Raw genomic sequence first — 23,408 nt, 5'->3', positions numbered from 1 at the left:
CTGTTTTTACAGTCTTTTTTTGTGGAGGTATTGTGAAAAAACATGAAATTATTGGTTTGTTAATTATTTTAATTATCTCAACTGTTTATTCATTTACATTGCCTGAAACATCATTAAATGAAATTGAATCAGATCCACAAGTAAAAATAATTGTTGAAGGTAAGTATAATGAAACTTTAGTATTTAATTCTTCACCAACAATCGAAGATGTATTTAAAGCATTAAATACTGATAATGTTTATGGATTTGATCAAAAAACTGTTTTGGATAGCCAAACAGTTTTTTATATCCCTATAAATAAAAATTTAATTTCTTTAAATCATGCATCAAAAGAACAATTGATGACGATTAAGGGAATTGGACCAAAAACTGCAGATAAAATTATTGATTATCGTAATGAACACCCATTTGCTACCATCGAAGAGATAAAAGAAGTATCAGGGATAGGAGAAAAAACTTATTTGCGAATAAGGGAGTTATTATGTCTTTAAGATATCATTTGATTTACTATGCGGTAGCATGTTTGTTAGGTGTTTTGATCATGTTGATTCATCCAGTTTTTTTAGTGCTCTTAATTATTTATGCGTTCTTTATAATTCGTCATTTTGGGTGGGAGCGACTTGTAACGATAGGGCTGGTTATGATTTTCTTTTTAGTGTTTATTAGGTGGCCTCAGCCGACCGATGAACCAATTATAAGCGGGTATATAATTAGTAGGGATGAAAAGAGCATTGTATTGAAAACAACAAAAACAAAGATCAAAGTATATGGTGAGTTTATTGGCTATGAAGTTGGTGATGAATTAGAAATTGAGGTTAATTATTTTGAAATTAGTCGTGCAACAAACGATAACGCATTTGATTATCGTAACTATTTGTATAGTCAAGGGATTACTAATAATGCATCTTTACTACGCCTTATAAATAGTCAAAAACATAATACGCTTTTTCAAAAACTTCAAAAACGAATAGACGGTAAAGAGCTAGTTAATAGTTATGCAAGCATGTTTATTTTGGGAATAAGAGATGAAATGATCAATGATTATTATCATCAATTAACAGAGTTGTCGATTGTTCATTTGTTTGCTTTGTCAGGACTACATATTCATATATTAAGAAGGTTGATTAAAAAAGTATTAATTTTTTTATTACCGGAATATTTAATTAATTACCTCAGTCTAATTATAATTGGTGTGTATATGTATATTATTCCATATAATATTTCTTTTATGCGGGCGTATTTAGTAATGCTTTTGATGACTTTGTTTAAAAAGTATCTAAATCAATTAGACTGCTTTAGTCTTGTTGCTATGTTTTTTGTATTTATGAATCCATATATTATTTATAATTTATCTTTTGTTTTTTCCTATTTTATGTATTTAATAATTATTTTGATTAATCATCATAGGTACCTGAATGAGATAGTTTATGGAGCTAGCGTACCAATCGTTATTTCGATTCAATATCGAATTAATATACTGTCATTGTTTTTAGGGATTATTTTAACACCACTGATTTCAGTGTTATATCAACTGCTATGGTTATATGTGATTTTTGGTAATTTCTTTAAACCGGTTATTAGTCTAGTAATTGAAGTTCTAGATAATATTGTTGTTTTTAGTACGGACTTCTCTTTTTTTATTAATTTTTCTAAACCATCTTTATTTTTTATTTTAGGATATTACTATATTTATTTTAAATTAATAGTCAAAATAAATATTAAACAGCGAATTCACCGTGAGATTCTATTACTGCTAAGTTTAGTGATCATGTTTTATTTTAAACCATACTATCAGACTTTTGGTCAAGTGGTTATGATTGATGTAGGTCAAGGTGATTGTTTTTTTATTCAACAGCCTTATAATCAAGGAAATATTTTAATCGATACTGGGGGATTGCGAAATAAAGATCTAGCTGCTTTAACATTAGTACCATATTTACGTTCGGTAGGAGTGTTTAAATTAGATCATGTTTTTATTTCTCATGATGATTTTGATCATAGTGGAGCTTATCAGTCACTTGCGGATCAAATTGAAATTGGACATACTATTACATCATACCAAGATAAATTTAAAATTGGGCAGGTAGAAATTGAGATACTGAAAACACCTGAATCAACAGATAATAATGATAGTTCGTTAGTTTTGTTGGTAACGATCAATAAGTTGAAATATTTATTTACAGGGGATATATCCAATGCAGTAGAACGACAGTTGATCAACGATTATCCAGAGCTTAAAATTGATGTATTAAAGGTTTCCCACCATGGCAGTAATACGGGGACTAGTGCAGCTTTTTTAAATGCAATAAAACCTAAAATTGCCCTAATTAGCTGTGGTAAAGATAATTATTATGGTCATCCCCATGATGATGTAATTACCCGCTTAAATGATTATGGAGTAAAGGTTTATCGTAGTGATGAAATGGGCATGGTGAAGATTGTTTATTATGGTGATGATAATTATATTTTCAATGACTTTAATGATTAAATAGTCTATAATTATTACTGTTGGAGGAACGATAAATGATATTTGTAATATATGGTGAAGAAAGTTTTTTGATGGAACAAAAATTACAGTCTTTAAAAAAAGAATATGATTGTAATGAGGATAATATGAATATTTCAACATATCGGGCTAATGAAGATAGTTTAGAAGAAGTTTATGAAGATTTGATCACACCTCCTTTTTTAACCGACAAGAAAATGGTTGTGTTGAAAAACCCTTATTTTTTAACGACAAAGAAAGTAAAAAAAGATAATAATGAGTTAGAGTATTTTGAAAAATGTTTAATTAATAGTGAAGAAGTAATATTTGTAATTTATCATGTTGGTAAAGATTTTGATGAGCGTAAAAAAATTGTTAAAAATTTACGTAAACAAGCACAATTTTTTGAAATAGATAAAGTTAATCATTATAAGCTATCAGACAGTACACGTCAAGCAATCAGACGTCGAGATGCAACGATCGATGATGATGCATTAGAATTATTATTGAGTCGTTTAGGAGATAGTTTGAATAATGTTGCTCTTGAGGTGGAAAAACTATGTTTGTACAGCAAACATATTACATATGATATTGTTGATGAATTGGTAAGTAAGCCGTTGGATGAAAATGTTTTTGCATTAACTAGTGCGATTCTTCAAAAAGATCGAAGAAAAATGTTTTCGATTTATCATGATCTAATGATTTTAAATGAGGAACCAATTAAGTTGATTGTTCTTATAGCGGGTCAAATGCGGCTAATTTACCAAGTTAAATTATTGGATCGTAAAGGTTATAATGATAAAGAAATTGGAAAAATACTGGGAGTTAATCCTTACCGATTAAAATATGTTCGTCAAGAAGGAAAAGATTTTGATTTAAATGAATTATTGCAATGTTTAGATGATTTATCACGTCTTGATGTAGAAATCAAAACAGGTAAAATGGATAAAAAAATGGGTTTAGAATTATTTATGGTAAGAATTTAGGAGGTATTATGGAATCATTAAGAGAGTTATATAAAATTGGGGTTGGACCATCTTCGTCCCATACGATGGGACCACAAAGAGCGGCATTAAAAGTTAAGGAAACCTATCCTCAGGCTACACATTTTGAAGTATATCTACATGGCTCGTTAGCATTGACAGGGAAAGGCCATTTAACAGATTACATTATTGAAGAAACTTTAGGTAAAGATAGTGTTAAGATACACTTTGTTAATACAGCATTACCTAAACATCCAAATGGGATGATTTTTGAAATATATCGGGAAAATCAATTGCTTGATAAAATTACAGTTTATTCAGTAGGTGGTGGAGCTTTAATGTATGATGATAGTTCTTTGCAACCTTCTAAGCAAGTATATCCGCATGGTAATTTAACGGAAATTTTAGAATATTGTGATCGTAAAGGAATCAATTTATATGATTATACAATCGAGTATGAAGATGAGCATTTTAAAGCTTATTTATTTGAAGTACTAAATGCAATGTTTGCTTGTGTTGAAGCTGGATTATCAACAACGGGAGTTATTCCAGGAAAACTGGGATTGAAAAGAGTTGCTAAATCAATGTATCAACAAGCAATCAACACACGTCGTAGTGGAGAACGAGATCGCTTATTAGTTAGTAGTTATGCTTATGCGGTTAGTGAAGAAAATGCCAGTGGACATCGTATTGTTACTGCACCGACATGTGGAGCTAGCGGAGTTTTACCAGCAGTCTTATATTATTGTTACAAACAATTAGAAATTCCTCGAAAAGAGATTATAAAAGCATTAGCAGTAGCTGGAATATTTGGCAATGTTATTAAAACAAATGCAACTATTTCTGGCGCTGATGGTGGTTGTCAGGCAGAAATCGGAAGTGCTTGTGCAATGGCAGCGGCTGCTTATGGCTGGATTTTAGAACTTAATAATAATCTGATTCAATATGCTGGTGAAATGGGCTTAGAACATAATCTTGGTTTAACATGTGATCCTGTAGGCGGCTATGTTCAAATTCCTTGTATTGAGCGTAATGGTTTTGGTGCACTTAGAGCAATGGATGCGGCGATGTATGCTAAGCAGCTGGGTTACTTGAGAAAAAATAAAGTTTCTTTTGATGCGGTTGTTCGGGTGATGAAAGAAACAGGAAAAGATTTAAATAGTGCGTATAAGGAAACTTCTTTAGGTGGTTTGGCTAAAGAATTTGGTTTTGAAAATGAAGACTAATTCATTATATCTGCATATTCCTTTTTGTGAACAAATTTGTGCATATTGTGACTTTTGTAAAGTTTTTTATAACGAACATCAAGCCGATGATTATTTGGCGGTTTTAAAGCATGAACTTCAAGCTTTAAATATTACAGAGCCGCTAAAGACTATATATATTGGTGGTGGAACACCGAGCAGTTTAAATGATGAACAATTAGAATGGCTGATGGATATTATTAAACCATACATAAGTAGTGAGACTAAAGAGGTGTCCATAGAAGTTAATCCAGAAAGTATCGATTATTATAAATTAGATCTTTTAAAAAGAGGTGGTGTTAGCCGTTTAAGTATCGGGGTTGAAACATTTAATGATATCCTTTTAAAAAAGATTAATCGCCAGCATACGAGTATACAAGTTGAGCGGATTATCGATTATGCACGCAAAATTGGTTTTAATAATATTTCAATTGATCTTATGTATGGTTTGCCTAATCAAACGATTACGGATATAAAAAATGATTTAGCTAAGGTTAGACAGTTACCGATCGAGCATATTTCTTACTACTCACTAATTTTAGAAGATCATACTGTCTTGAAAAATCTAAATTATCAACCGCTTGATGAAGAGGTGGAATCGAAAATCACTCAATTGATAGAGGAATCTTTAGAACAAATAGATTTCCATAAATATGAAATCAGTAATTTTGCGAAAACTGGATATGAGTCACTTCATAACCTAGCTTATTGGCAGTATGATAACTATTATGGAATTGGGGTAGGAGCCAGTGGAAAAATTGATGATTGCTTAATAGAACATAATCGTAATTTAAATGCTTATTTACGTCGTCAAAATACAATCACAAAGATGATTAATTCTAAAGAAGAAACGATGTTTAACCATTTAATGATGTCATTACGTTTGGTGAAAGGCTTAGATTTAAAAGAATTTGAAAAGAGATATGGTCTTAGAGCAGTTGATGTTTATCAAACTGCTATTGATAAACATTTGAAGATGAAAACGTTAGTAATTGAAAATGATTATTTACATGCAACTAGTGAATCAATTAAGTTATTAAATGAAATCTTAATAGATTTTTTATAAACGGGGATAATTAGATGAGTTATCGTATAGTGAACGGTTAAATCTTCTAAATTGGGTTTACAATAGGAAATAAAAGATGTATAATCAAATAGTAATCATTACTAATAAGGAGATTGGGATATGAACAATAAAGCATTTTTTAAGTTAAGTTATGGGTTGTATGTTGTATCTAGCAGTTGCGATGGTAAGGACAGTGCTTGTATTGCTAACACTTTTGTACAGGTTACTTCAGAGCCGGCACGAGTTTGCATTACGCTGAATAAAAATAATTATACTACATCGTTAATTGAAAATAGTTGTGTTTATAACGTTGGGGTATTACTTGATGATATTGATATGGATGTTATCAGAAGATTTGGTTTTCAGTCTGGTAAAGATGTTAACAAATTTGATGGGATTGATTATGAAGTTGATTGTCAAAATATTAAACAAATCACCGAAGGAATAGCTGCTTCATTTAGTGTTAAAGTTATTTCAATGACAGATGTTGGAACACATATTATGTTTGTTGGCGATGTTATTGATTGTAAAGTGATTAATGAAGGTGAAGTATTAACTTATGCAAATTATCATAATAAGAAAAATGGAACAACACCTAAAAATGCTTCTAGTTATCAAGCAGATACTTCAAAACATGGTTGGAGATGTACTGTTTGTGGATTTATTTTAGAAGCAGATGAATTGCCTGAAGATTTTATTTGTCCAGTATGTAAACAACCGGCAAGTGTTTTTGAAAAAATTTAACAGCCTTAGGGCTGTTTTTTTTGTGATTTTATCAAGGAATTAGATTGATTATAGAGTTGTTTTAAATAGAAATCGGATTTATAATTCTTTTTTTATTTTTTAGCACAAAGGTGTTGACAGTGCTAATTATTGATGTATAATGTATTTAGCACAAAGGAAAGATGAGTGCTAAGGGTGGTGAAACTGATGCTTACAGCGAGGCAACTATTAGTATTTAAATGTATTGTTGATGAGTTTATTGAAACGGCTGAACCAGTTGGGTCAAAAGCTTTGATGACAAAATATCAATTGCCTTATTCAAGTGCAACCATTCGTAATGAGATGAGTTTTCTTGAAGAGTATGGTTATTTAGAAAAAACTCATACATCTTCCGGACGAGTTCCTTCGGTTGAAGGATATCGATTCTATGTTGATAATCTTGCAAAGCGGGATCTAGATGAAGGGATTAAAAACCAAGTAGCGCAAATTTTTAGCGATCGTCATCGTGGTTTGAATGAAATCATTCATGAAAGTTGTGAGATGTTAAGTGAACTAACGCATCTAACATCGGTAGTCTTGGGACCAGATTCTAGCGAAGATACTTTGCAGCAAATCAATATTGTTCCTTTGAATGATAACCGAGTTACTGCGATTATTATTACGAATCAAGGCTATGTTGAAAACAAGGTGTTTGATTTAAACCGTAATCATAAAATTGATGATTTGGTGAGTTGTGTTGCAGTGATGAATGATTTATTGATAGGGACACCGATTGATCAGGTAGCATTTCGTTTAGAACGTGATGTAAAACCGGTGTTATCAGCTAAAATCAAGGAGCATGAGGAATTATTTAATGCTTTTCTTGAAGCTTTTGTTCGATTTGCTTCGAGCAATGTATATTTTTCAGGAAAAGAAAATATGTTATACCAGCCTGAGTATAATGATGTAAATAAATTGAGAAGAATCGTTAGTGCATTTGAAAACTCTCAAGTATGGAATGCCTTACAACCTTTATCTGATGAAGAAGGAGTAACGGTAAGAATTGGTTCTGATTCACCGATTAATGAAATTGAGGATGTATCGGTCATCTCAGCTTCATTTAGAACAGGAGAGAGAACCAAGGGATCTATTTCAGTAATTGGGCCAACAAGAATGCCTTATGAAAAAGTAGTTTCCTTAGTAGAGTATATTTCAAGGAATATTGAAGAGGCGTTCTTTGACGAATCAGATGATTCAAACGATGAATAGAGGTGAATGTAGTGGCTAAGGAAAAAGAAACAGTAGTAGATGAAGAATCTACAGAAAAGACTGCAGAAGAAACAGTTGAAACAAAAGAAGATGAAATTACAGTTGAAGATCAACTTAAGAATTTAGAAGATGAAGTAAATACTTGGAAAACTGATTATTATAAAGTGTTTGCTGATATGGAAAATCTTAAGAAGAGATTACAGAACGAACATGCTAATGCAATGAAATTTATGATGCAATCATTTATTGAAGAATTATTACCTGTTGTAGATAATTTTGAAAGATCATTAGCTGTAGTTGATCCTAGTGATGAAATTAAAAACTTTTTGAAGGGTTATGAAATGATTTATAACCAACTGATGGAAGTATTAAAGTCACAAGGTGTTGAAGTAATTAAAACTGAGGGTGAAGAGTTTGATCCAAACTTCCATCAAGCAGTTATGACCGTAAAAGATGATAACTTTAAAACAAATATGATTGTTGAAGAGTTACAAAAAGGATATAAGTTAAAAGATCGCGTTATTCGTGCATCTTTAGTAAAAGTAAGTGAATAAATAGGAGGAATTTAATTATGGGTAAAATTATTGGTATTGACTTAGGTACAACAAATTCATGTGTCAGTGTTATGGAAAACGGTGAAGTTAAAGTAATCGCTAATCCAGAAGGAAATAGAACAACTCCTTCAGTAGTATCATTTAAAAATGGAGAGATTATCGTTGGTGAAGCTGCTAAACGTCAAGCAGTAACTAATCCAGATACAATTATGTCAGTTAAACGTCATATGGGTACTGATCATAAAGAACATGCAAATGGTAAAGACTATACACCACAAGAAATTTCAGCAATGATCTTACAAAACTTAAAAGCAACAGCTGAAGCATATTTAGGTGAAACTGTAACACAAGCAGTTATTACAGTTCCTGCATACTTTAACGATGCACAACGTCAAGCTACTAAAGATGCTGGTAAAATTGCTGGTTTAGAAGTAGAACGTATTATCAATGAACCAACTGCTGCTGCTTTAGCGTTTGGATTAGATAAATTAGATCAAGAACAAAAAGTATTAGTATATGACTTAGGTGGAGGTACATTTGACGTTTCTATCTTAGACTTAGCTGATGGAACTTTTGAAGTATTAGCTACTGCTGGGGATAATAAACTTGGTGGTGATGATTTTGATGAAAAAATCATGAATTGGGTTGTTGAAGAATTCAAAAAAGATCAAGGTGTTGATTTATCAAATGATAAAATGGCAATGCAACGTGTTAAAGAAGCTGCTGAAAAAGCTAAAAAAGACTTATCAGGAACTATGCAAACACAAATTTCATTACCATTCATCTCAGCTGGTGCAGCGGGGCCTTTACACTTAGAATTAACATTAACTAGAGCAAAATTTGATGAATTAACTCGTGATTTAGTTTTAAGAACTGAAACTCCTGTACGTCAAGCATTGAAAGATGCTGGTATGGACCCAACTGAAATTCATCAAGTATTATTAGTAGGAGGTTCTACTCGTATTCCTGCTGTTCAAGAATCAGTTAAAAAATTATTAGGAAAAGATCCAAATAAATCTGTTAACCCTGATGAAGTAGTATCTATGGGTGCTGCAATTCAAGGTGGGGTTATTGCTGGTGATGTTAAAGATGTATTATTACTAGATGTTACTCCATTATCATTAGGTATTGAGACTATGGGTGGTGTAATGACAGTATTAATTGAAAGAAATACAACTATTCCAACAACTAAATCTCAAGTATTCTCAACTGCTGCTGATAATCAACCTGCTGTAGATATCAACGTTTTACAAGGTGAAAGATCAATGGCTAAAGATAATAAACAATTAGGTTTATTTAAATTAGACGGTATTGAACCAGCTCCACGTGGTGTACCTCAAATCGAAGTAACTTTCAGCATTGACGTTAATGGTATCGTAAATGTTAAAGCTAAAGATTTAAAATCTCAAAAAGAACAATCTATCGTTATTCAAAACTCAACTGGTTTAAGTGATGAAGAAATTGATAGAATGGTTAAAGAAGCTGAAGCTAATAAAGCTGAAGATGAACAAAAACGTAAAGATATCGAAACAAGAAATAAAGCTGAACAAATGATTAATGAAATCGATAAAGCTTTAGCAGAACAAGGTGACAAAATTGATGCTACTCAAAAAGAATCTGCTGAAAAATTAAAAGATGAGTTAAAGGCAGCTTTAGATAACAACGATATGGCTACATTAGAAGCTAAAATGTCTGAATTAGAACAAATGGCACAACAAATGGCTTCATATGCATATCAACAACAAGGTGGAGCAGGAGCTAGTGATGCAAATGCTGGTACAGCAAATGCACAAGATGATAATGTTGTTGATGCAGATTTCGAAGAAAAGAACTAATCATTTAAAGCCAAGGCTTTGCCGCCTTGGTTTTAAATAGTATAAAAAGAGGGTGAAAATATGGCTGATAAAAGAGATTATTATGAAGTCTTAGGTGTAAGTAAACAGGCTTCAGCCGATGAGATCAAACGAGCTTATCGTAAAAAAGCAAAACAATATCATCCTGATGTCAACAAAGAGCCTGGTGCTGAAGAAAAGTTCAAAGAAGTCCAAGAAGCTTATGAAGTATTATCAGATGCTAATAAAAAAGCCACTTATGACCGCTTTGGTCATGCTGCATTTGAGCAAGGTGCTGGTAATGGTGGTGCTGGTGGTTTTGGTGGATTTGGATTTGAAGATGTTGATTTAGGAGATATTTTTGGATCTTTCTTTGGTGGTGGCGGAAGATCACGTCAAAGAAATACAGGACCACGTCGTGGTGATGATCGCTTAATGCGTTTAAATATCAGTTTCATGGAAGCAGTAAATGGTGTAAAGAAAGATATTAAAGTTACTTATGATGCACCATGTACTCATTGTAACGGTAGTGGGGCTAAAAATCCTAATGATGTCCAAACGTGTTCACGCTGTGGTGGACGTGGAACTGTTCAACAGCAGCAAAGTTCACCATTTGGGACATTTGTAACTGAAACTACTTGTCCTGACTGTAATGGAACTGGAAAAGTTGTTAAAGAGAAATGTCCACATTGTCATGGACGTGGATATGAAACTAAGACAGTGACAGTACAATTAGATATACCAGCTGGTATTAATTCTAATCAACAATTGCGCGTAGCTGGCAAAGGTGGACGAGGAGCAAATGGTGGACCTAATGGAGATTTATTTGTAGAAATTCAAGTAGGAAGTCACGAACATTTTAAACGTGAAGGGCGAAATATTCATATTACTATTCCTGTTTCTAATGTAGATGCTACATTAGGATGTGAAGTTGATGTTCCAACTGTTCAAGGGGATGTTACAGTAAAAATTCCTGCTGGAACACAATCAGGAACAATACTGCGTCTAAAGGGTAAGGGCATTAAAGATCTTCGTAGTACTAATTATGGTGATGAAATGGTTAGAATCGAAGTTAAGATTCCGACTAAACTTTCATCTGAAGAAAAAGAATTATATACTAAATTATCAAAACTTTCAAAGAAGAAAGAATCAATTTTTGATGCATTTAAACGTCAATTTAAAAAATAAAAACGAAGGAAAAATATTCTTCGTTTTTTATTTTTTTAAGAATGATTATTTTTTTTCATTTCAATGATTAATCTTTTCATATGAGCTTCAAACATGATATACATGCCAATAAAAATTGTTTCAGCAATCAGAGAAAAAGATATCATAATAACTACAACAGAAGCCAATGGACCGTATACGCTAGTATAATCTGCTATGCTAAAATAAAATTCAAGAGCAGATAATAAAATTAACATCAGTATACTTGAACAAAAGGCTCCTTTTACAATGTCAAAAATGTGAACATGAACATCTGGAATAATCTTATATAATAAAAATAAAATAATAAAAAAAACTAAAAATAAATATAAATCACCAAGTACTAAAATATCTTTAAAATTAATAAAATAATTAATTAGAGGGATGATTGTTAATATGGATATTATTAGTAATAATAAAACGAAAACAGCAATCGTTTTTAAAAGCATTAATAATTGTTCAATAATTATATTCCTTTGATGTGCAGAAGGAAATAAGTTTTTTGAAATTCCATAAAGCTGGTTGATTCCTCGACTAACAACAAATAATGAGATAAATAAGATAATTATTGATGATAAAGTAATATGACTTGATTTTAAGGATGCAATTATTATGTTAGAAAATTCAGGAGTTAAGTAGTTTTTTAGTAATTGTTCTAAGGTGCCAAGATCAACATTTAATATGGAGGCAAAGAAGGCAAACAGTGAACAAATCGGTATGATTGACATGATTAAATAGTAAGCAAAGCATAAACCAGCATTTTTATTAACTTTATAGCGGTAGTCGAGGACCCGATTATTAATACGATAATATAATCTTTGAATTAGTTTTTTCATTTCTATCACCTACTTTTTATTGTACCTTACTTTTTATTTAGATGTATAGATATTAAAACAAAAAAATTAGCCAAAACGGCTAATTTTTAGATTAATCATTTTTTATATCGTCACCATTGGTAGAAATAACTTTTTTATACCAATAAAAACTTTTCTTTTTATAACGTTTCATATCTTTTAAGTCTTTATCATCCCGATTAACATAAATAGTACCATAGCGTTTAGACATCTCTCCTTGAGAACTCAAAATGTCAATTGGTCCCCACATTAAATATCCACGACAGTCAACACCTTCATTAATTGCTAATGCGATTTGCTCAAGATGATCTTTCATGTAATCAATTCTTGTATCATCGATAACGGTTTCATTTTCTAAAATATCACGCATTCCAAAGCCGTTTTCAACGACCATAATCGGTAAACGATATTTCGCATAAATATCCCTTAAACCAATACGTAAACCAAGGGGATCGATTTGCCAACCCCATTCACTAGCTTTTAAATATGGATTGGTAGCTGCTTTTGCATTACCGTTCATTTCAATGCTTAGTTTGCCATGTGAAGCTACTGTTGAAAAATAATAACTTAATGATAGCCAGTCAACCTTATTCTTTTTGAGCAACTCTAAATCTCCATCTAGCATTTTTGGCAGATTATTTTCATTTTTCATTTTTGCCATCATATAACTTGAATACTCCCCGTACGTAAACATATCAAAATACATGTCTGTAAGTGCCATTTGATTTCGAGATTCTAGCTCGTCAAGAGGATTACAAGTGGCGGCATAAGCAGGAATATATATTACCATTCCTAAGACTTTAGCATCAGCGATAGTATGAACTTTTTCAACAACTTTAGCATGAGCAACAAAAGTATTGTGAACCAGCTGATTAATAAATGTTTGTTCGTCAATGTCTTTTGGACAAACGGCACCATAAGCTACCTTACTGCTGCCTGGTAAAGCAATTGCATTTTGTTCGTTAAATGAAATCCATTTTTTTACTCGATCACCATAACGGTCAATCATTTTATTAGCATAGGTAACAAACATATCTACTACTTCCCGTGAATAAAATCCGTTATATTTATTCATTAGCAATTGGGGCATTTCGAAGTGATATAATGAGCACATTGGCTCCATTCCATGCCGAATCATTGAATCAATAAAATCATCATAGAATTGCATACTTTCTTCACTAAAGTTAATACCATCTGGGCATACTCTTGACCAGTCAATTGAGAAACGATAACTGGTGAAGCCCATTTCTTCAAATAATGAAAAATCGTCATCATAACGATGATAGCTATCAATTCCGTCTTTAAAATCACTATGTTCTGGTTTAGGGAAGAGATCACACACTGCAGGACTTTTACCACCTGCGTTATAAGCACCTTCGCTCTGGTGAGCGGTTACAGCACCACCCCATAGAAAATCTTTTGGAAATGTCATTTAATTATCCTCCTAATTTATATAGTATTATCATATTAGGAAATAATTGAGGTGTAAATACATTGGCCTTGTTTATTAATATAGTTTCATTGAATAAGAAAATAATGTAAATTTAATGAAAAAAAGTTTCAAAAAAACCAATCATAGAATAACTATAATTGGATAAAATAAAAATAGTACCGCAGTACTATTTATATTATTAAGCTGATTTTCTCAAAGTTCTTAATTCTCTAGCAGAAATTCTTACAGTCGTAGGTTTACCATCTACTAAAATAGTAGCTTTTTGTAAATTAACATTCCATTTTCTTCTACTTGAGTTTAATGCATGAGAACGTGTATTTCCAGACATAGGTCCTTTACCACTGATTTGACATTTTCTTGACATAGGTTCTCCTCCTCTTCATTAGTAGTGTTTTAACGTACTTGCATATAGTATCATTTTTAGTTTTAAATTGCAATTATTTTTTGAAAAATTATTACATTTTTTTTGCTTGAATTTTTTTTATGGTTTGTTACAATAATTTCTGACTGCAATATAATTGTCAAGAACGAATTTTTAAGATATAATTAGTTATTGATGAATACAATTCAATTGTATACGAGGAGGTATATAAATGATTGAAAAAAATAATAATATGGGAACTGTTAACATTTCTTTAGATGTTGTTGCTACAATTGCTGGCGGTGCTGCAATTGAATGTTATGGCGTTGTTGGAATGGCAAGTCAAAAAAAATTAAAAGATGGTTATTATGATTTGTTACGTAAAGAAAATTATTCTAAGGGAATCGTTGCTCGAGATGGTGAAACTGGTTTAATTTTAGATCTATATGTTTTATTAGGATATGGAATTAAAATGACGGAAGTATTACGTGAAGTCCAAAAGAAAGTTAAATATGTAGTTGAGTCTACTTTAGATGTAAATGTCGAATCAGTGAATGTATATGTTCAAGGTGTTCGAGGAATAGAGTAGAGGAGATAGAAGATGAAAGTTGTAACTGGAAAATTTTTTAAAGAGATGGTTTTATGTGGCGCAAATACGTTGCATAATAATCATCCTGAAATTGATGCATTAAATGTCTTTCCTGTACCTGATGGTGATACTGGAACAAATATGTCTTTGACATTTTCTGCTGGTGCTAAAGAAATTGAGGGAATGGATTCAAATAATATTGGAGAAATTTCAAAAAAATTATCTAAGGGACTTTTAATGGGAGCTCGAGGAAATTCTGGAGTTATCTTATCACAAATTTTTAGAGGGGTTTCAATGGCACTTCAAGGTCATGAAGAAGCTGACGCAGTACTTTGGGCTCAAGCACTAGAAAGTGGTGCAAAGGTTGCTTATAAAGCTGTTATGCGTCCTGTTGAAGGAACTATTTTAACAGTGATTAGAGAATCGAGTGAAGCGGTAGTAAAATACGCAAAGCCTGGAATGGAAATTGAAGATGTTTTCTCTTATTTTGTTAAAGAAGCAGAGGCTTCATTAGAAAGAACACCGGAATTATTACCAGTTTTAAAAGAAGTTGGAGTAGTAGATAGTGGTGGAGCAGGACTACTATTAGTTTTTACTGGCTTTTTAGCTGGATTAGCAGGAGAAACAGTCGATTATGTAGAAATTAAATCATCTGATTCCGCGATGAATGCTGTAGCTGATATTGAAGGTGGAGAAGAAGGTTATGGATATTGTACAGAGTTTATTGTTCGTCTAGAGCCTTCTTTGGTTGATAAATTTAAAGAGGAGCAATTAAAGAAAGAATTAGCGAGAATTCCTGGTGAAAGTATTGTTGTTGTTCAAGATGAAGATATCGTTAAAGTTCATGTTCATACTTTAAAACCTGGTAATGCTTTAAACATTGCTCAACGATTTGGTGAATTTGTTAAACTGAAAATTGAAAATATGCAAGAACAGGCAGATACTATTCAAAGTAATGCAGGAACGATTGTCGGAGTTGATGACAATGCTAAACCAAAACGTGAAGCTAAAGAAACAGCAGTTATCTCTGTTTGTGCAGGTGATGGTCTAAAGGATGCTTTTTTAGAACTACATTGTGATTATGTTGTTAGTGGTGGACAAACAATGAATCCATCAGCTGAGGATATGGTTCAAGCAGTTAGAGATGTAAATGCGAAAAATGTAATTATTCTTCCAAACAATTCTAATATTGTTATGACTGCGCAACAAACAGCAACAATTTTAGAAGATGAAGTAAATGTTATTGTTATTCCAACGAAAACTATTCCTCAAGGGTTATCAGCATGTATCATGTTTAATCCTGATGCTTCATTGGATGATAATGTTGCTGAAATGACAGAAGCAGTAGGAAATGTAAAAACAGGACAAGTAACTTTTGCAATTAAAGATACTAATATCGATGGTGTAGAAATTAAAGCTAACGACTATATGGCTTTGGTGGAAAAAGATATTGTTGCTTGTAAAGATAATAAATTAAAAGCATTAAAAGTTGTTTTAGAAAAACTAGTAGATGAGGATGCTGAATTGATTACATTGATTTATGGTGAAGACGTAAATGATGATGACATTGAAGAAATTGAAAGTTTTGTTGAAGATAATTTTGAGGCTGAATTAGAAGTAGTAAATGGTAAACAGCCTGTTTATTCATTTATAGTTGGTGTAGAATAATAAAGAGAAATTAAAAAATAATGTATTGTAGTGACCCCTAAAAGGAGGTCACTTTTTATATGGGATAGTAAAAAATTTAAATTAGAATATATTTAAAAATATAAGGATGGGAATATCTAAAAAATCTATCGAGTGTATGTCATAAGAATTTTTGACTCGACGAGTAGAATAAGATTAGAACATAATAAGCTGACTTTATCCATCGAAAAAAATGGAACTGATAAATAGAGTTGGAAACAGAAAAAATTATCGGTTAGTAGCTTTAACTGCCAGTATAAGGCGATGTATTAATAAAAAACTCAACATCTTAGTTTGCAATTATTATTTAATCTCAAAAGGATTAATCTTTCATTTAGATCAAGAATGACATTGTCAGCATAAAACCTATCAAAAATGGTTAAGTGATAAAGAAATCAAGTAATTACATTCTCATAAAGAAAATTGCATGAACAATTCAAAGCTGCAATTATTAAATATATCGAGTATTATAATAATGAGAAAATTAATACAAAAAGAAAAGGATTGAGTTCGCTTGCATGTAGACTACAGACCTTTTCAAAATTCAGTTTTAATTTAATATGTCTAACTTTTTGGTGACATTACATAAATATAGCGTTTTATAATATAAATAAGTGAATAAGAGTAAAAGATAAGAAAAAATTTGATATTGGGGTAATTTGTCATTAACCGAAGTATATGTATATAAATATTTAATAATTCATATATATTCTTTGCATAATCCTTGAGAATCAAAGTGATTATTAAATATCATGCAAAATTAGATTTTAGAATGAATAGTAATGTTTTTAAAATAAGTTAGTAAGGAATGTGATAAATATTGGAGTGTCTTTATTGTTTTAAACACATTATGTGAAATATTACTGTTCTAATATATAAATTTATAATAAATATCTTGTAAATAAAAGTGAGTTAAATGATAAGATACCAAATGATTACATTTAGTGCCTTTTTAAAAGTTATGTTTGAAATTCAAATAAGTTATAATATTATAGATAATGATCGCTATCATGGATATAACAGGGATTAATCAGAAATTATAAAAAATGATATATTCTACTTAAATTGTAAATTTTGAGTGGTAACATAAAGACTGTTTTTATGGACTAGTATATAAATTAAGTTTTTTTATTATTATAAATTGGTTTGGCTCTACGATTTTTATCGTAGAGTTTTTTTGTATTTGAATTGAGTGTAGAATAGGGCACTTACTATTAAACGCTAGATCATAAAATTTATTTCTTATGCATAAAAGATTCTCATAAAGAAGCCACAACTAATTTCTTATTTCCAATAATTTAATAAAAACAGGCTGAAATAAAGTAATTAAATTTTATTTTTAACCTGTTTTAAAATAAAATTATTTATAAAAAATTATAGTCTGGAAATTTTATTAATTTGTTTCTTTTTAAATTCTAAACTTGAATGTACATAAAGATTAAGCGTGGTTCCTACATTTGAATGACCAAGCATTTCACTAAGTGATTTAGTATCCACTTCGTTCATAACGCAATTAGTAGCATAAGAATGGCGAAGAGTATGGAAGTTAGTATTAAAATCAAACTGTTTACATAATTTGTTAAAACGATACTGAGTTGTTCTGGGATCAGGTATTTTATTATTGCCGGTAATGATAAAAACATTATTATCTTCGATTTGATATCGACTTTTATAATTAACTAAGAATTCATTAAGAAATAATGGAATAGGAACAATTCTTTTAGATGAACTGGTTTTAGGGTTAAGTATCATGAGTGCAGTTTTATTACCGGTGTCCTCCTTGCTTTTTAAACGTTCAACTGTTTTATATACATAAATATAGTTGTCTTCAAAATTAATATCTTCCCATTTTAAAGCACAAATTTCACCAATCCGAAGACCGGTATATAAAGAAATGGCAACAGCTATAGAGATTGGTTGAAAATTATTAAAGCAGTAGTTAGATAAATTGATTTTTTGAGAATTAGACAACGTATTAATTTGTCTTTGTTTCTTGGCAATTTTAATTAGCTCAAAACTACAATTATTAGTTTTATATTTTTGATGAGAATAATTAATAATGGCTCTTAATACATATCGAATACTTAGAAGGGTACTATTGGCATAGTTTTCTTTAGTAGACAGTTTATTAAAATAGGCAATGATAATATCTTCATTAAACTGTTCCATCGTATAATCATTGAATTGATGGGCTAACTGTGTGTCAATAACGACTCTATATTTAGCAATTGTCGGATATTTTACTGATAGCTTTTTTAACTCAATCCATTCATTTGATATTTCTTTAAATTTTTTTGTCTTCATAATTTGCTTTTCTCCTTATTTTTATATTTACTTTTCTATGAATACGTCAATTATTTGACATTAAAAAAGTATAAAGAAAAAATTAATATACAGATAGTGTCAAAAATCATTACAAAAATTTATATTTAGTTTTTTTAATAAAAAGATAACAGTTATTGCATGGTTTATTTTATTGAATATGGGATAAAGAAGATTAAAGGTATCAAAGATAATATTTACTAGTTTTGCTATTTATAATGCTTTAAAGGTATCATACTGATAGATGATAGGTATTAGACATTATAATATTCCTAATATACAATGTTTTTGTAAAGAAAAAGGGAGGTAGAAACAATGTTTTCTAATAAGGCATTAAAAAAACTAATTTTACCACTGATCATTGAACAAATTTTAATCATGGCAGTAGGAGTAGCTGATACTGTAATGGTATCTTATGCAGGTGAGGTGGCTATTTCAGGTGTTGGATTAGTAGATATGTTCAATAATTTAATCATTACTGTACTAGCTGCTATTGATGCTGGTGGAGCGATAATTGTTTCACAATATATTGGAAATAAAGATCGAAAGAATGCTAACAAAGCATCTAGTCAGCTTTTGACGATTACAATAGTAATTGCTACTGTAATTATGCTGGGGTGTCTCGTATTTCATCGTATACTCCTTAGTACATTTTTTGGTGCGATTGAAATGGATGTTATGAAAGCAGCAACGACGTATTTTCTAATTTCAGCTATTTCTTTTCCATTTTTAGGTGTGTATAATTCAGCAGCGGCATTATATAGATCAATGGAAAAAACAAGAACTACGATGTATGTATCAATCTTAATGAATATTATTAATGTTGTTGGAAATTATATTGGGGTATTTATTTTACATGCTGGAGTAGCAGGGGTAGCTGTACCAACATTGATATCAAGGATTGTTGCAGCGATTATTATGTTCGCATTATCACTAAACTCATCTAATTTAGTTTATGTAAAGATTAAAAACGTATTTGCATGGAATCAAGAAATGATTAGTAGAATTTTAAAAATTGCAGTACCTAATGGAATTGAAAATGGATTATTTACGCTTGGTCGGGTGTTAGTAACGAGTATTGTTGCTTTATTTGGGACAAGTCAAATTGCTGCTAATAGCGTTGCTGGAAGTATTGATCAAATTGCAGTTGTTGTTGTAAATGCAATTAATTTGGGTATTGTAGTTGTTGTAGGACAATGTATTGGAGCCAATGATTATGAGCAGGCAAAATACTATATAAAAAAATTAATGAAAATATCCTATATTGTCACAGGAATCATTGGCAGTGCTGTTATATTGTTATTGCCGTGGATCTTGAATCTATATTCTTTATCAAGTGAAGCAAGAAATTTAACTTTTATTTTAGTTATTATGCATAATATCATGGCAACAGCATTACATCCAACTGCTTTTGTTTTACCAAATGGATTACGGGCTGCTGGTGATGTTAAATTTTCAATGGTTGTTGGAATTGTATCGATGATCTTATTTAGACTAGGTGCAGCCGTGTTATTTGGAATTATCTTTAATCTAGGAATTATTGGTGTATGGATTGCAATGGGGTCTGACTGGTTATGTCGTTCAGTTTGTTTTGTAATAAGATTTATAAAAGGTAAATGGCGTCAATTTAAAGTTATTTAATTAATAGTATAAATAAATGAAAACCTATATAATATTGATATAAGTGATTGAAATTGGTATATTGATTGTTTTTTGCCAACTACCTCATTATTATTTAGGTTTTATTTTATCATAATTATAAACGACTATTAAGAAGGTGAAAAAATGGAAATAAGAGTATTGAAATATTTTTTGACAGTAGCAAGAGAAGGAAATATCACTCGTGCAGCAGAATTATTGCATATTACTCAGCCTACTTTAAGCAGGCAATTAATGCAGTTAGAAGATGAACTAGGTGCCGTCCTTTTTATTCGTGGAAAACGCAAGATGGTCTTGACTGAAGAGGGAATGGTTTTGAAAAGACGAGCCGAGGAAATTATTATTTTATCTGAAAAAGCGGAATTAGAAGTTGGCAGTCAAAGTCATGATATCAGTGGAGAAATAGCAATAGGCTGTGGAGTTACAGAAGCTACTCAGACAATGGGAAAATTAATAAAAAAATTTTCAGAAATATATCCCCATGTATCTTTTCGAATAAGAAACGGAAATAGTGATTTTATTTTAGAAAATATTGATAATGGCTTGCTTGATATTGGAGTTGTTTTAGAGCCGGTTGAGCTTGAAAAATTAAATTTTATTCATTTTAACGCTGAAGAAAAATGGGGAATATTAATGAAAAAGAATGCTTCACTGGCAAAAAAAGAATATATAACATCTAAAGATCTAATAGATTTACCTTTAATTGCTTCAGCGCGTAGTGAAGCGCAGACTATATTTTCCAACTGGTACGGAACAGGATATGAAAATCTATCATTTTGTGCAACTTCTGATTTAACGACTACGGCGGCAATATTAGTGAAAAATGATGTAGGTTATGCCGTAGTGGTTGAAGGGTCAATTTGTGATGCGGCAAGTGACGAACTATGCTTTAGACCTCTCTATCCAAGTTTAAATTCACATTCATTATTTGTCTGGAAAAAATATCAGTCATTTAGTTTAACTGTTACAAAATTTATTGATTTTATTTCTAAGGAAATAAAGAAGTTATAGAAAATTATTAAGAGATTGACGATACTAGTCTAAATTATCATTGATTAATTTCTTTTTACTAAGTTCATAAAGAAAAAGATAATAGAGATTAAAAAAATTTTGTTTAATAGCTAAAGATGCGATATAATAGTACTAAACTTATTTTGAAAATAGTAAGATTAATGAAAGAAGGTATTAGAATATGATTATTGGAATTCCTAAAGAAATAAAAAATAACGAGAATAGAGTATCAATGACGCCGGCTGGAGTATTTGCCTTATGCAAGGCCGGACATCAAGTATATGTTGAAACAATGGCAGGAACTGGCAGTGGTTTTAATGACGATGAATATAAAGAAGCCGGAGCAATAATCTGTAGTTGTGATGAAGTTTTTGCTAAAGCAGATTTGATCGTTAAGGTAAAAGAATATCTAGAAAGTGAATACAAATATTTACGCGAAGATCAAATGATATTTACTTATTTACATATTGCAAATGATCAACCGTTTGCACAAGCATTGATTGATTCAAAAACAACTGCAATTGCTTATGAAACCGTTGAATTAAATCATAATTTGCCACTTTTAACCCCAATGAGTGAAGTGGCTGGACGTATGGCAGTCCAAATAGGGGCTAACATGCTACAAAAAGCAAATGGCGGCAGTGGCCTTTTATTAGGTGGCGTACCTGGAGTAATGCCGGCTAAAGTTGTGGTTATCGGTGGTGGAAAAGTCGGTTTAAATGCTGCTAAAATCGCTTGTGGGTTAGGTGCTAGCGTAAGAGTTTTTGATATTAATGCAGAACGTATGGCATATATCGATGATATTAGTAATGGGGTTATTCATACGATTTATAATAATGAATATAATTTGCGACAAGCTCTAAAAACAGCTGATCTAGTAATTGGAGCGGTATTAATTCCCGGAGCTAAAGCCCCTAAATTAGTAACCGAAGATATGGTTAAAACAATGAAAGAAGGTAGTGCGATTGTCGATGTTGCAATTGACCAAGGTGGGTGTATTGAAACTTGTGATCATATCACTACTCATGATGATCCTGTTTTTATAAAACATGGAGTATTACATTATTCAGTGGCTAATATGCCTGGAGCAGTACCAAGAACTTCAACTATTGCTCTATCAAATGCAACTTTACCATATATTTTAAAACTTGCCGACAAAGGTATAGAGGCGCTTAAAGAAGACGCTGGATTTATGAAAGGATTAAATACTTATAAAGGATATTTTACTTGTAAGCCGGTAGCTCAAGCACTTAATGGTAAATATAAAGAAGTAGAAGAATTACTTTAAATACAAGTCCTTAACGGGACTTGTATTTTTTCTAAAATTGAACAAAATTTGTCGATATTTAAAATATATGGTATGGTTATAATATTAAGATAAAAAATATTGAAGGGAATCTAACGATGGATAAAACAAAAAATTTATATTTAATGGTTTCCAAAACACCAACAAGATTTGGTTACATGATTAGAAAAGTTGGAAGGATTCGCTATAATCATAGTGCCATCGCATTAGATGAAAATCTTCAAGCGTTATATTCATTTGCTCGTCTACAGCATAATTCATTATTTTTAGCCGGGATTGTCCTTGAAACAATTCCTCGCTATACATTAAGAAAAGAAACATTTGTTGATGTTGCAATTATAAAAATTCCGGTTAGTTTAGAACAATATAAATTAGCTAATGAGATTATTGGGGAGTTGTATGGTAATGAAGAATATTTATATAACCTTTTTTCGGTTCTTACTTACCCAGTAACAAAGGGATTTGCTACATATCAATCATATACATGTGTTGAATTTGTTATCCATGTGTTAAGCCAAATCGGTTTTAAATTCAGTGCCCCGGGATATTATTATAAACCCGATGATCTACTTACTATTTTTAAAGACAATATTTATTTTGAGGGGAATCTCTTGGATTATTGCCCAGATGAAAGAATCGATGAACAGTATTTTGCACCAATGAGTTTTGAAGTTGCTAAAAAGAGTGCCAAATGTTTTGGCAAAATAGTTGGACGCAGTATATTTTGTCGAGGTGATGATTATTTTAAAAACAAGGAAATGTTTTGGGATAAAAACAATTTTCACTAAAAGGGTTGACAGTAACCGTTTACAATGATAGTATTTAG

Annotated in this window: 21 protein-coding genes; 17 read left to right on the top strand and 4 right to left on the bottom strand. The window is 31.1% G+C overall.

Annotation, left to right across the window (positions count from 1 at the left end):
- Positions 1–32 precede the first annotated feature (32 nt).
- From KTF99_RS00210 to dnaJ, 10 genes are all read left to right on the top strand, one after another.
- Complete coding sequence (locus KTF99_RS00210; RefSeq protein ID WP_224209011.1) at positions 33–491, top strand: ComEA family DNA-binding protein; 459 nt, start codon at positions 33–35, stop codon at positions 489–491.
- Positions 482–2,488: a ComEC/Rec2 family competence protein gene (locus KTF99_RS00205; protein WP_029480323.1), complete on the top strand. Its 2,007-nt coding sequence runs from the start codon at positions 482–484 to the stop codon at positions 2,486–2,488. The genes KTF99_RS00210 and KTF99_RS00205 overlap by 10 nt, the downstream gene beginning before the upstream one ends.
- A 35-nt stretch (positions 2,489–2,523) precedes the next feature.
- Positions 2,524–3,471, top strand: a complete 948-nt coding sequence (gene holA / locus KTF99_RS00200; protein ID WP_003536721.1) for a DNA polymerase III subunit delta — start codon at positions 2,524–2,526, stop codon at positions 3,469–3,471.
- An 8-nt stretch (positions 3,472–3,479) separates the two neighbouring features.
- Positions 3,480–4,694, top strand: coding sequence for an L-serine ammonia-lyase, iron-sulfur-dependent, subunit alpha (locus KTF99_RS00195; protein ID WP_003536723.1), 1,215 nt, complete (start codon positions 3,480–3,482; stop codon positions 4,692–4,694).
- On the top strand, positions 4,684–5,778 hold the full coding sequence (hemW, locus tag KTF99_RS00190; RefSeq protein ID WP_029480321.1) for a radical SAM family heme chaperone HemW: 1,095 nt from the start codon (positions 4,684–4,686) through the stop codon (positions 5,776–5,778). The genes KTF99_RS00195 and hemW overlap by 11 nt, the downstream gene beginning before the upstream one ends.
- 120 nt (positions 5,779–5,898) lie before the next feature.
- Positions 5,899–6,522 carry a flavin reductase family protein gene (locus KTF99_RS00185; RefSeq protein ID WP_008791489.1) on the top strand — a complete coding sequence of 208 codons (624 nt, stop codon included), beginning with the start codon at positions 5,899–5,901 and terminating at the stop codon, positions 6,520–6,522.
- A 186-nt stretch (positions 6,523–6,708) separates the two neighbouring features.
- Positions 6,709–7,749, top strand: coding sequence for a heat-inducible transcriptional repressor HrcA (gene hrcA / locus KTF99_RS00180; RefSeq protein ID WP_008791490.1), 1,041 nt, complete (start codon positions 6,709–6,711; stop codon positions 7,747–7,749).
- A gap of 2 nt (positions 7,750–7,751) precedes the next feature.
- On the top strand, positions 7,752–8,303 hold the full coding sequence (gene grpE / locus KTF99_RS00175) for a nucleotide exchange factor GrpE (RefSeq protein WP_003536732.1): 552 nt from the start codon (positions 7,752–7,754) through the stop codon (positions 8,301–8,303).
- Between the two features lie 17 nt (positions 8,304–8,320).
- The gene (dnaK, locus tag KTF99_RS00170; protein ID WP_003536734.1) at positions 8,321–10,138 is read left to right on the top strand and encodes a molecular chaperone DnaK; all 1,818 of its coding nucleotides are present in this window, start codon (positions 8,321–8,323) and stop codon (positions 10,136–10,138) included.
- Positions 10,139–10,198: 60 nt separating this feature from the next.
- Positions 10,199–11,323: a molecular chaperone DnaJ gene (gene dnaJ / locus KTF99_RS00165; protein ID WP_029480319.1), complete on the top strand. Its 1,125-nt coding sequence runs from the start codon at positions 10,199–10,201 to the stop codon at positions 11,321–11,323.
- 35 nt (positions 11,324–11,358) lie between these two features.
- Here dnaJ and KTF99_RS00160 read toward each other — a convergent pair whose 3' ends face one another.
- The 3 genes from KTF99_RS00160 to rpmB all read right to left on the bottom strand — a co-directional run bounded on the left by KTF99_RS00160 (position 11,359) and on the right by rpmB (position 14,012).
- Positions 11,359–12,177, bottom strand: a complete 819-nt coding sequence (locus KTF99_RS00160; protein WP_008791493.1) for a YhjD/YihY/BrkB family envelope integrity protein — start codon at positions 12,175–12,177, stop codon at positions 11,359–11,361.
- A gap of 91 nt (positions 12,178–12,268) precedes the next feature.
- Positions 12,269–13,627, bottom strand: coding sequence for a glycoside hydrolase family 1 protein (locus tag KTF99_RS00155; protein ID WP_003536739.1), 1,359 nt, complete (start codon positions 13,625–13,627; stop codon positions 12,269–12,271).
- Between the two features lie 199 nt (positions 13,628–13,826).
- On the bottom strand, positions 13,827–14,012 hold the full coding sequence (rpmB, locus tag KTF99_RS00150) for a 50S ribosomal protein L28 (protein ID WP_003536741.1): 186 nt from the start codon (positions 14,010–14,012) through the stop codon (positions 13,827–13,829).
- Between the two features lie 229 nt (positions 14,013–14,241).
- On the opposite strand from rpmB, the gene KTF99_RS00145 reads away from it, so the two are divergent.
- The 3 genes from KTF99_RS00145 to KTF99_RS17590 all read left to right on the top strand — a co-directional run bounded on the left by KTF99_RS00145 (position 14,242) and on the right by KTF99_RS17590 (position 16,863).
- Positions 14,242–14,598 (top strand): Asp23/Gls24 family envelope stress response protein, encoded by a 357-nt coding sequence (locus KTF99_RS00145; protein ID WP_003536743.1) that lies wholly within the window; start codon positions 14,242–14,244, stop codon positions 14,596–14,598.
- A 12-nt stretch (positions 14,599–14,610) separates the two neighbouring features.
- Complete coding sequence (locus KTF99_RS00140) at positions 14,611–16,266, top strand: DAK2 domain-containing protein (protein ID WP_217215389.1); 1,656 nt, start codon at positions 14,611–14,613, stop codon at positions 16,264–16,266.
- Positions 16,267–16,707: 441 nt separating this feature from the next.
- Positions 16,708–16,863, top strand: a complete 156-nt coding sequence (locus KTF99_RS17590; RefSeq protein ID WP_081723944.1) for an IS3 family transposase — start codon at positions 16,708–16,710, stop codon at positions 16,861–16,863.
- A 795-nt stretch (positions 16,864–17,658) separates the two neighbouring features.
- Here the strand turns inward: KTF99_RS17590 and KTF99_RS00130 are convergent.
- Complete coding sequence (locus KTF99_RS00130) at positions 17,659–18,588, bottom strand: tyrosine-type recombinase/integrase (RefSeq protein ID WP_003536746.1); 930 nt, start codon at positions 18,586–18,588, stop codon at positions 17,659–17,661.
- 333 nt (positions 18,589–18,921) lie between these two features.
- On the opposite strand from KTF99_RS00130, the gene KTF99_RS00125 reads away from it, so the two are divergent.
- From KTF99_RS00125 to KTF99_RS00110, 4 genes are all read left to right on the top strand, one after another.
- The gene (locus KTF99_RS00125; protein WP_003536747.1) at positions 18,922–20,247 is read left to right on the top strand and encodes an MATE family efflux transporter; all 1,326 of its coding nucleotides are present in this window, start codon (positions 18,922–18,924) and stop codon (positions 20,245–20,247) included.
- Positions 20,248–20,391: 144 nt separating this feature from the next.
- Positions 20,392–21,276 (top strand): LysR family transcriptional regulator, encoded by an 885-nt coding sequence (locus KTF99_RS00120; RefSeq protein WP_003536748.1) that lies wholly within the window; start codon positions 20,392–20,394, stop codon positions 21,274–21,276.
- Between the two features lie 181 nt (positions 21,277–21,457).
- Complete coding sequence (gene ald / locus KTF99_RS00115; RefSeq protein WP_003536749.1) at positions 21,458–22,564, top strand: alanine dehydrogenase; 1,107 nt, start codon at positions 21,458–21,460, stop codon at positions 22,562–22,564.
- Between the two features lie 116 nt (positions 22,565–22,680).
- Complete coding sequence (locus KTF99_RS00110; RefSeq protein WP_003536750.1) at positions 22,681–23,370, top strand: hypothetical protein; 690 nt, start codon at positions 22,681–22,683, stop codon at positions 23,368–23,370.
- The last annotated feature ends 38 nt before the right edge of the window (positions 23,371–23,408 follow it).

It is taken from the genome of Erysipelatoclostridium sp. MSK.7.34 (assembly GCF_019041935.1).
GTDB lineage: Bacteria > Bacillota_I > Bacilli_A > Erysipelotrichales > Coprobacillaceae > Thomasclavelia > Thomasclavelia ramosa.
Note: the sequence above shows the minus strand (reverse complement) of the source record. Positions and strands in the feature narration are given on the sequence as shown.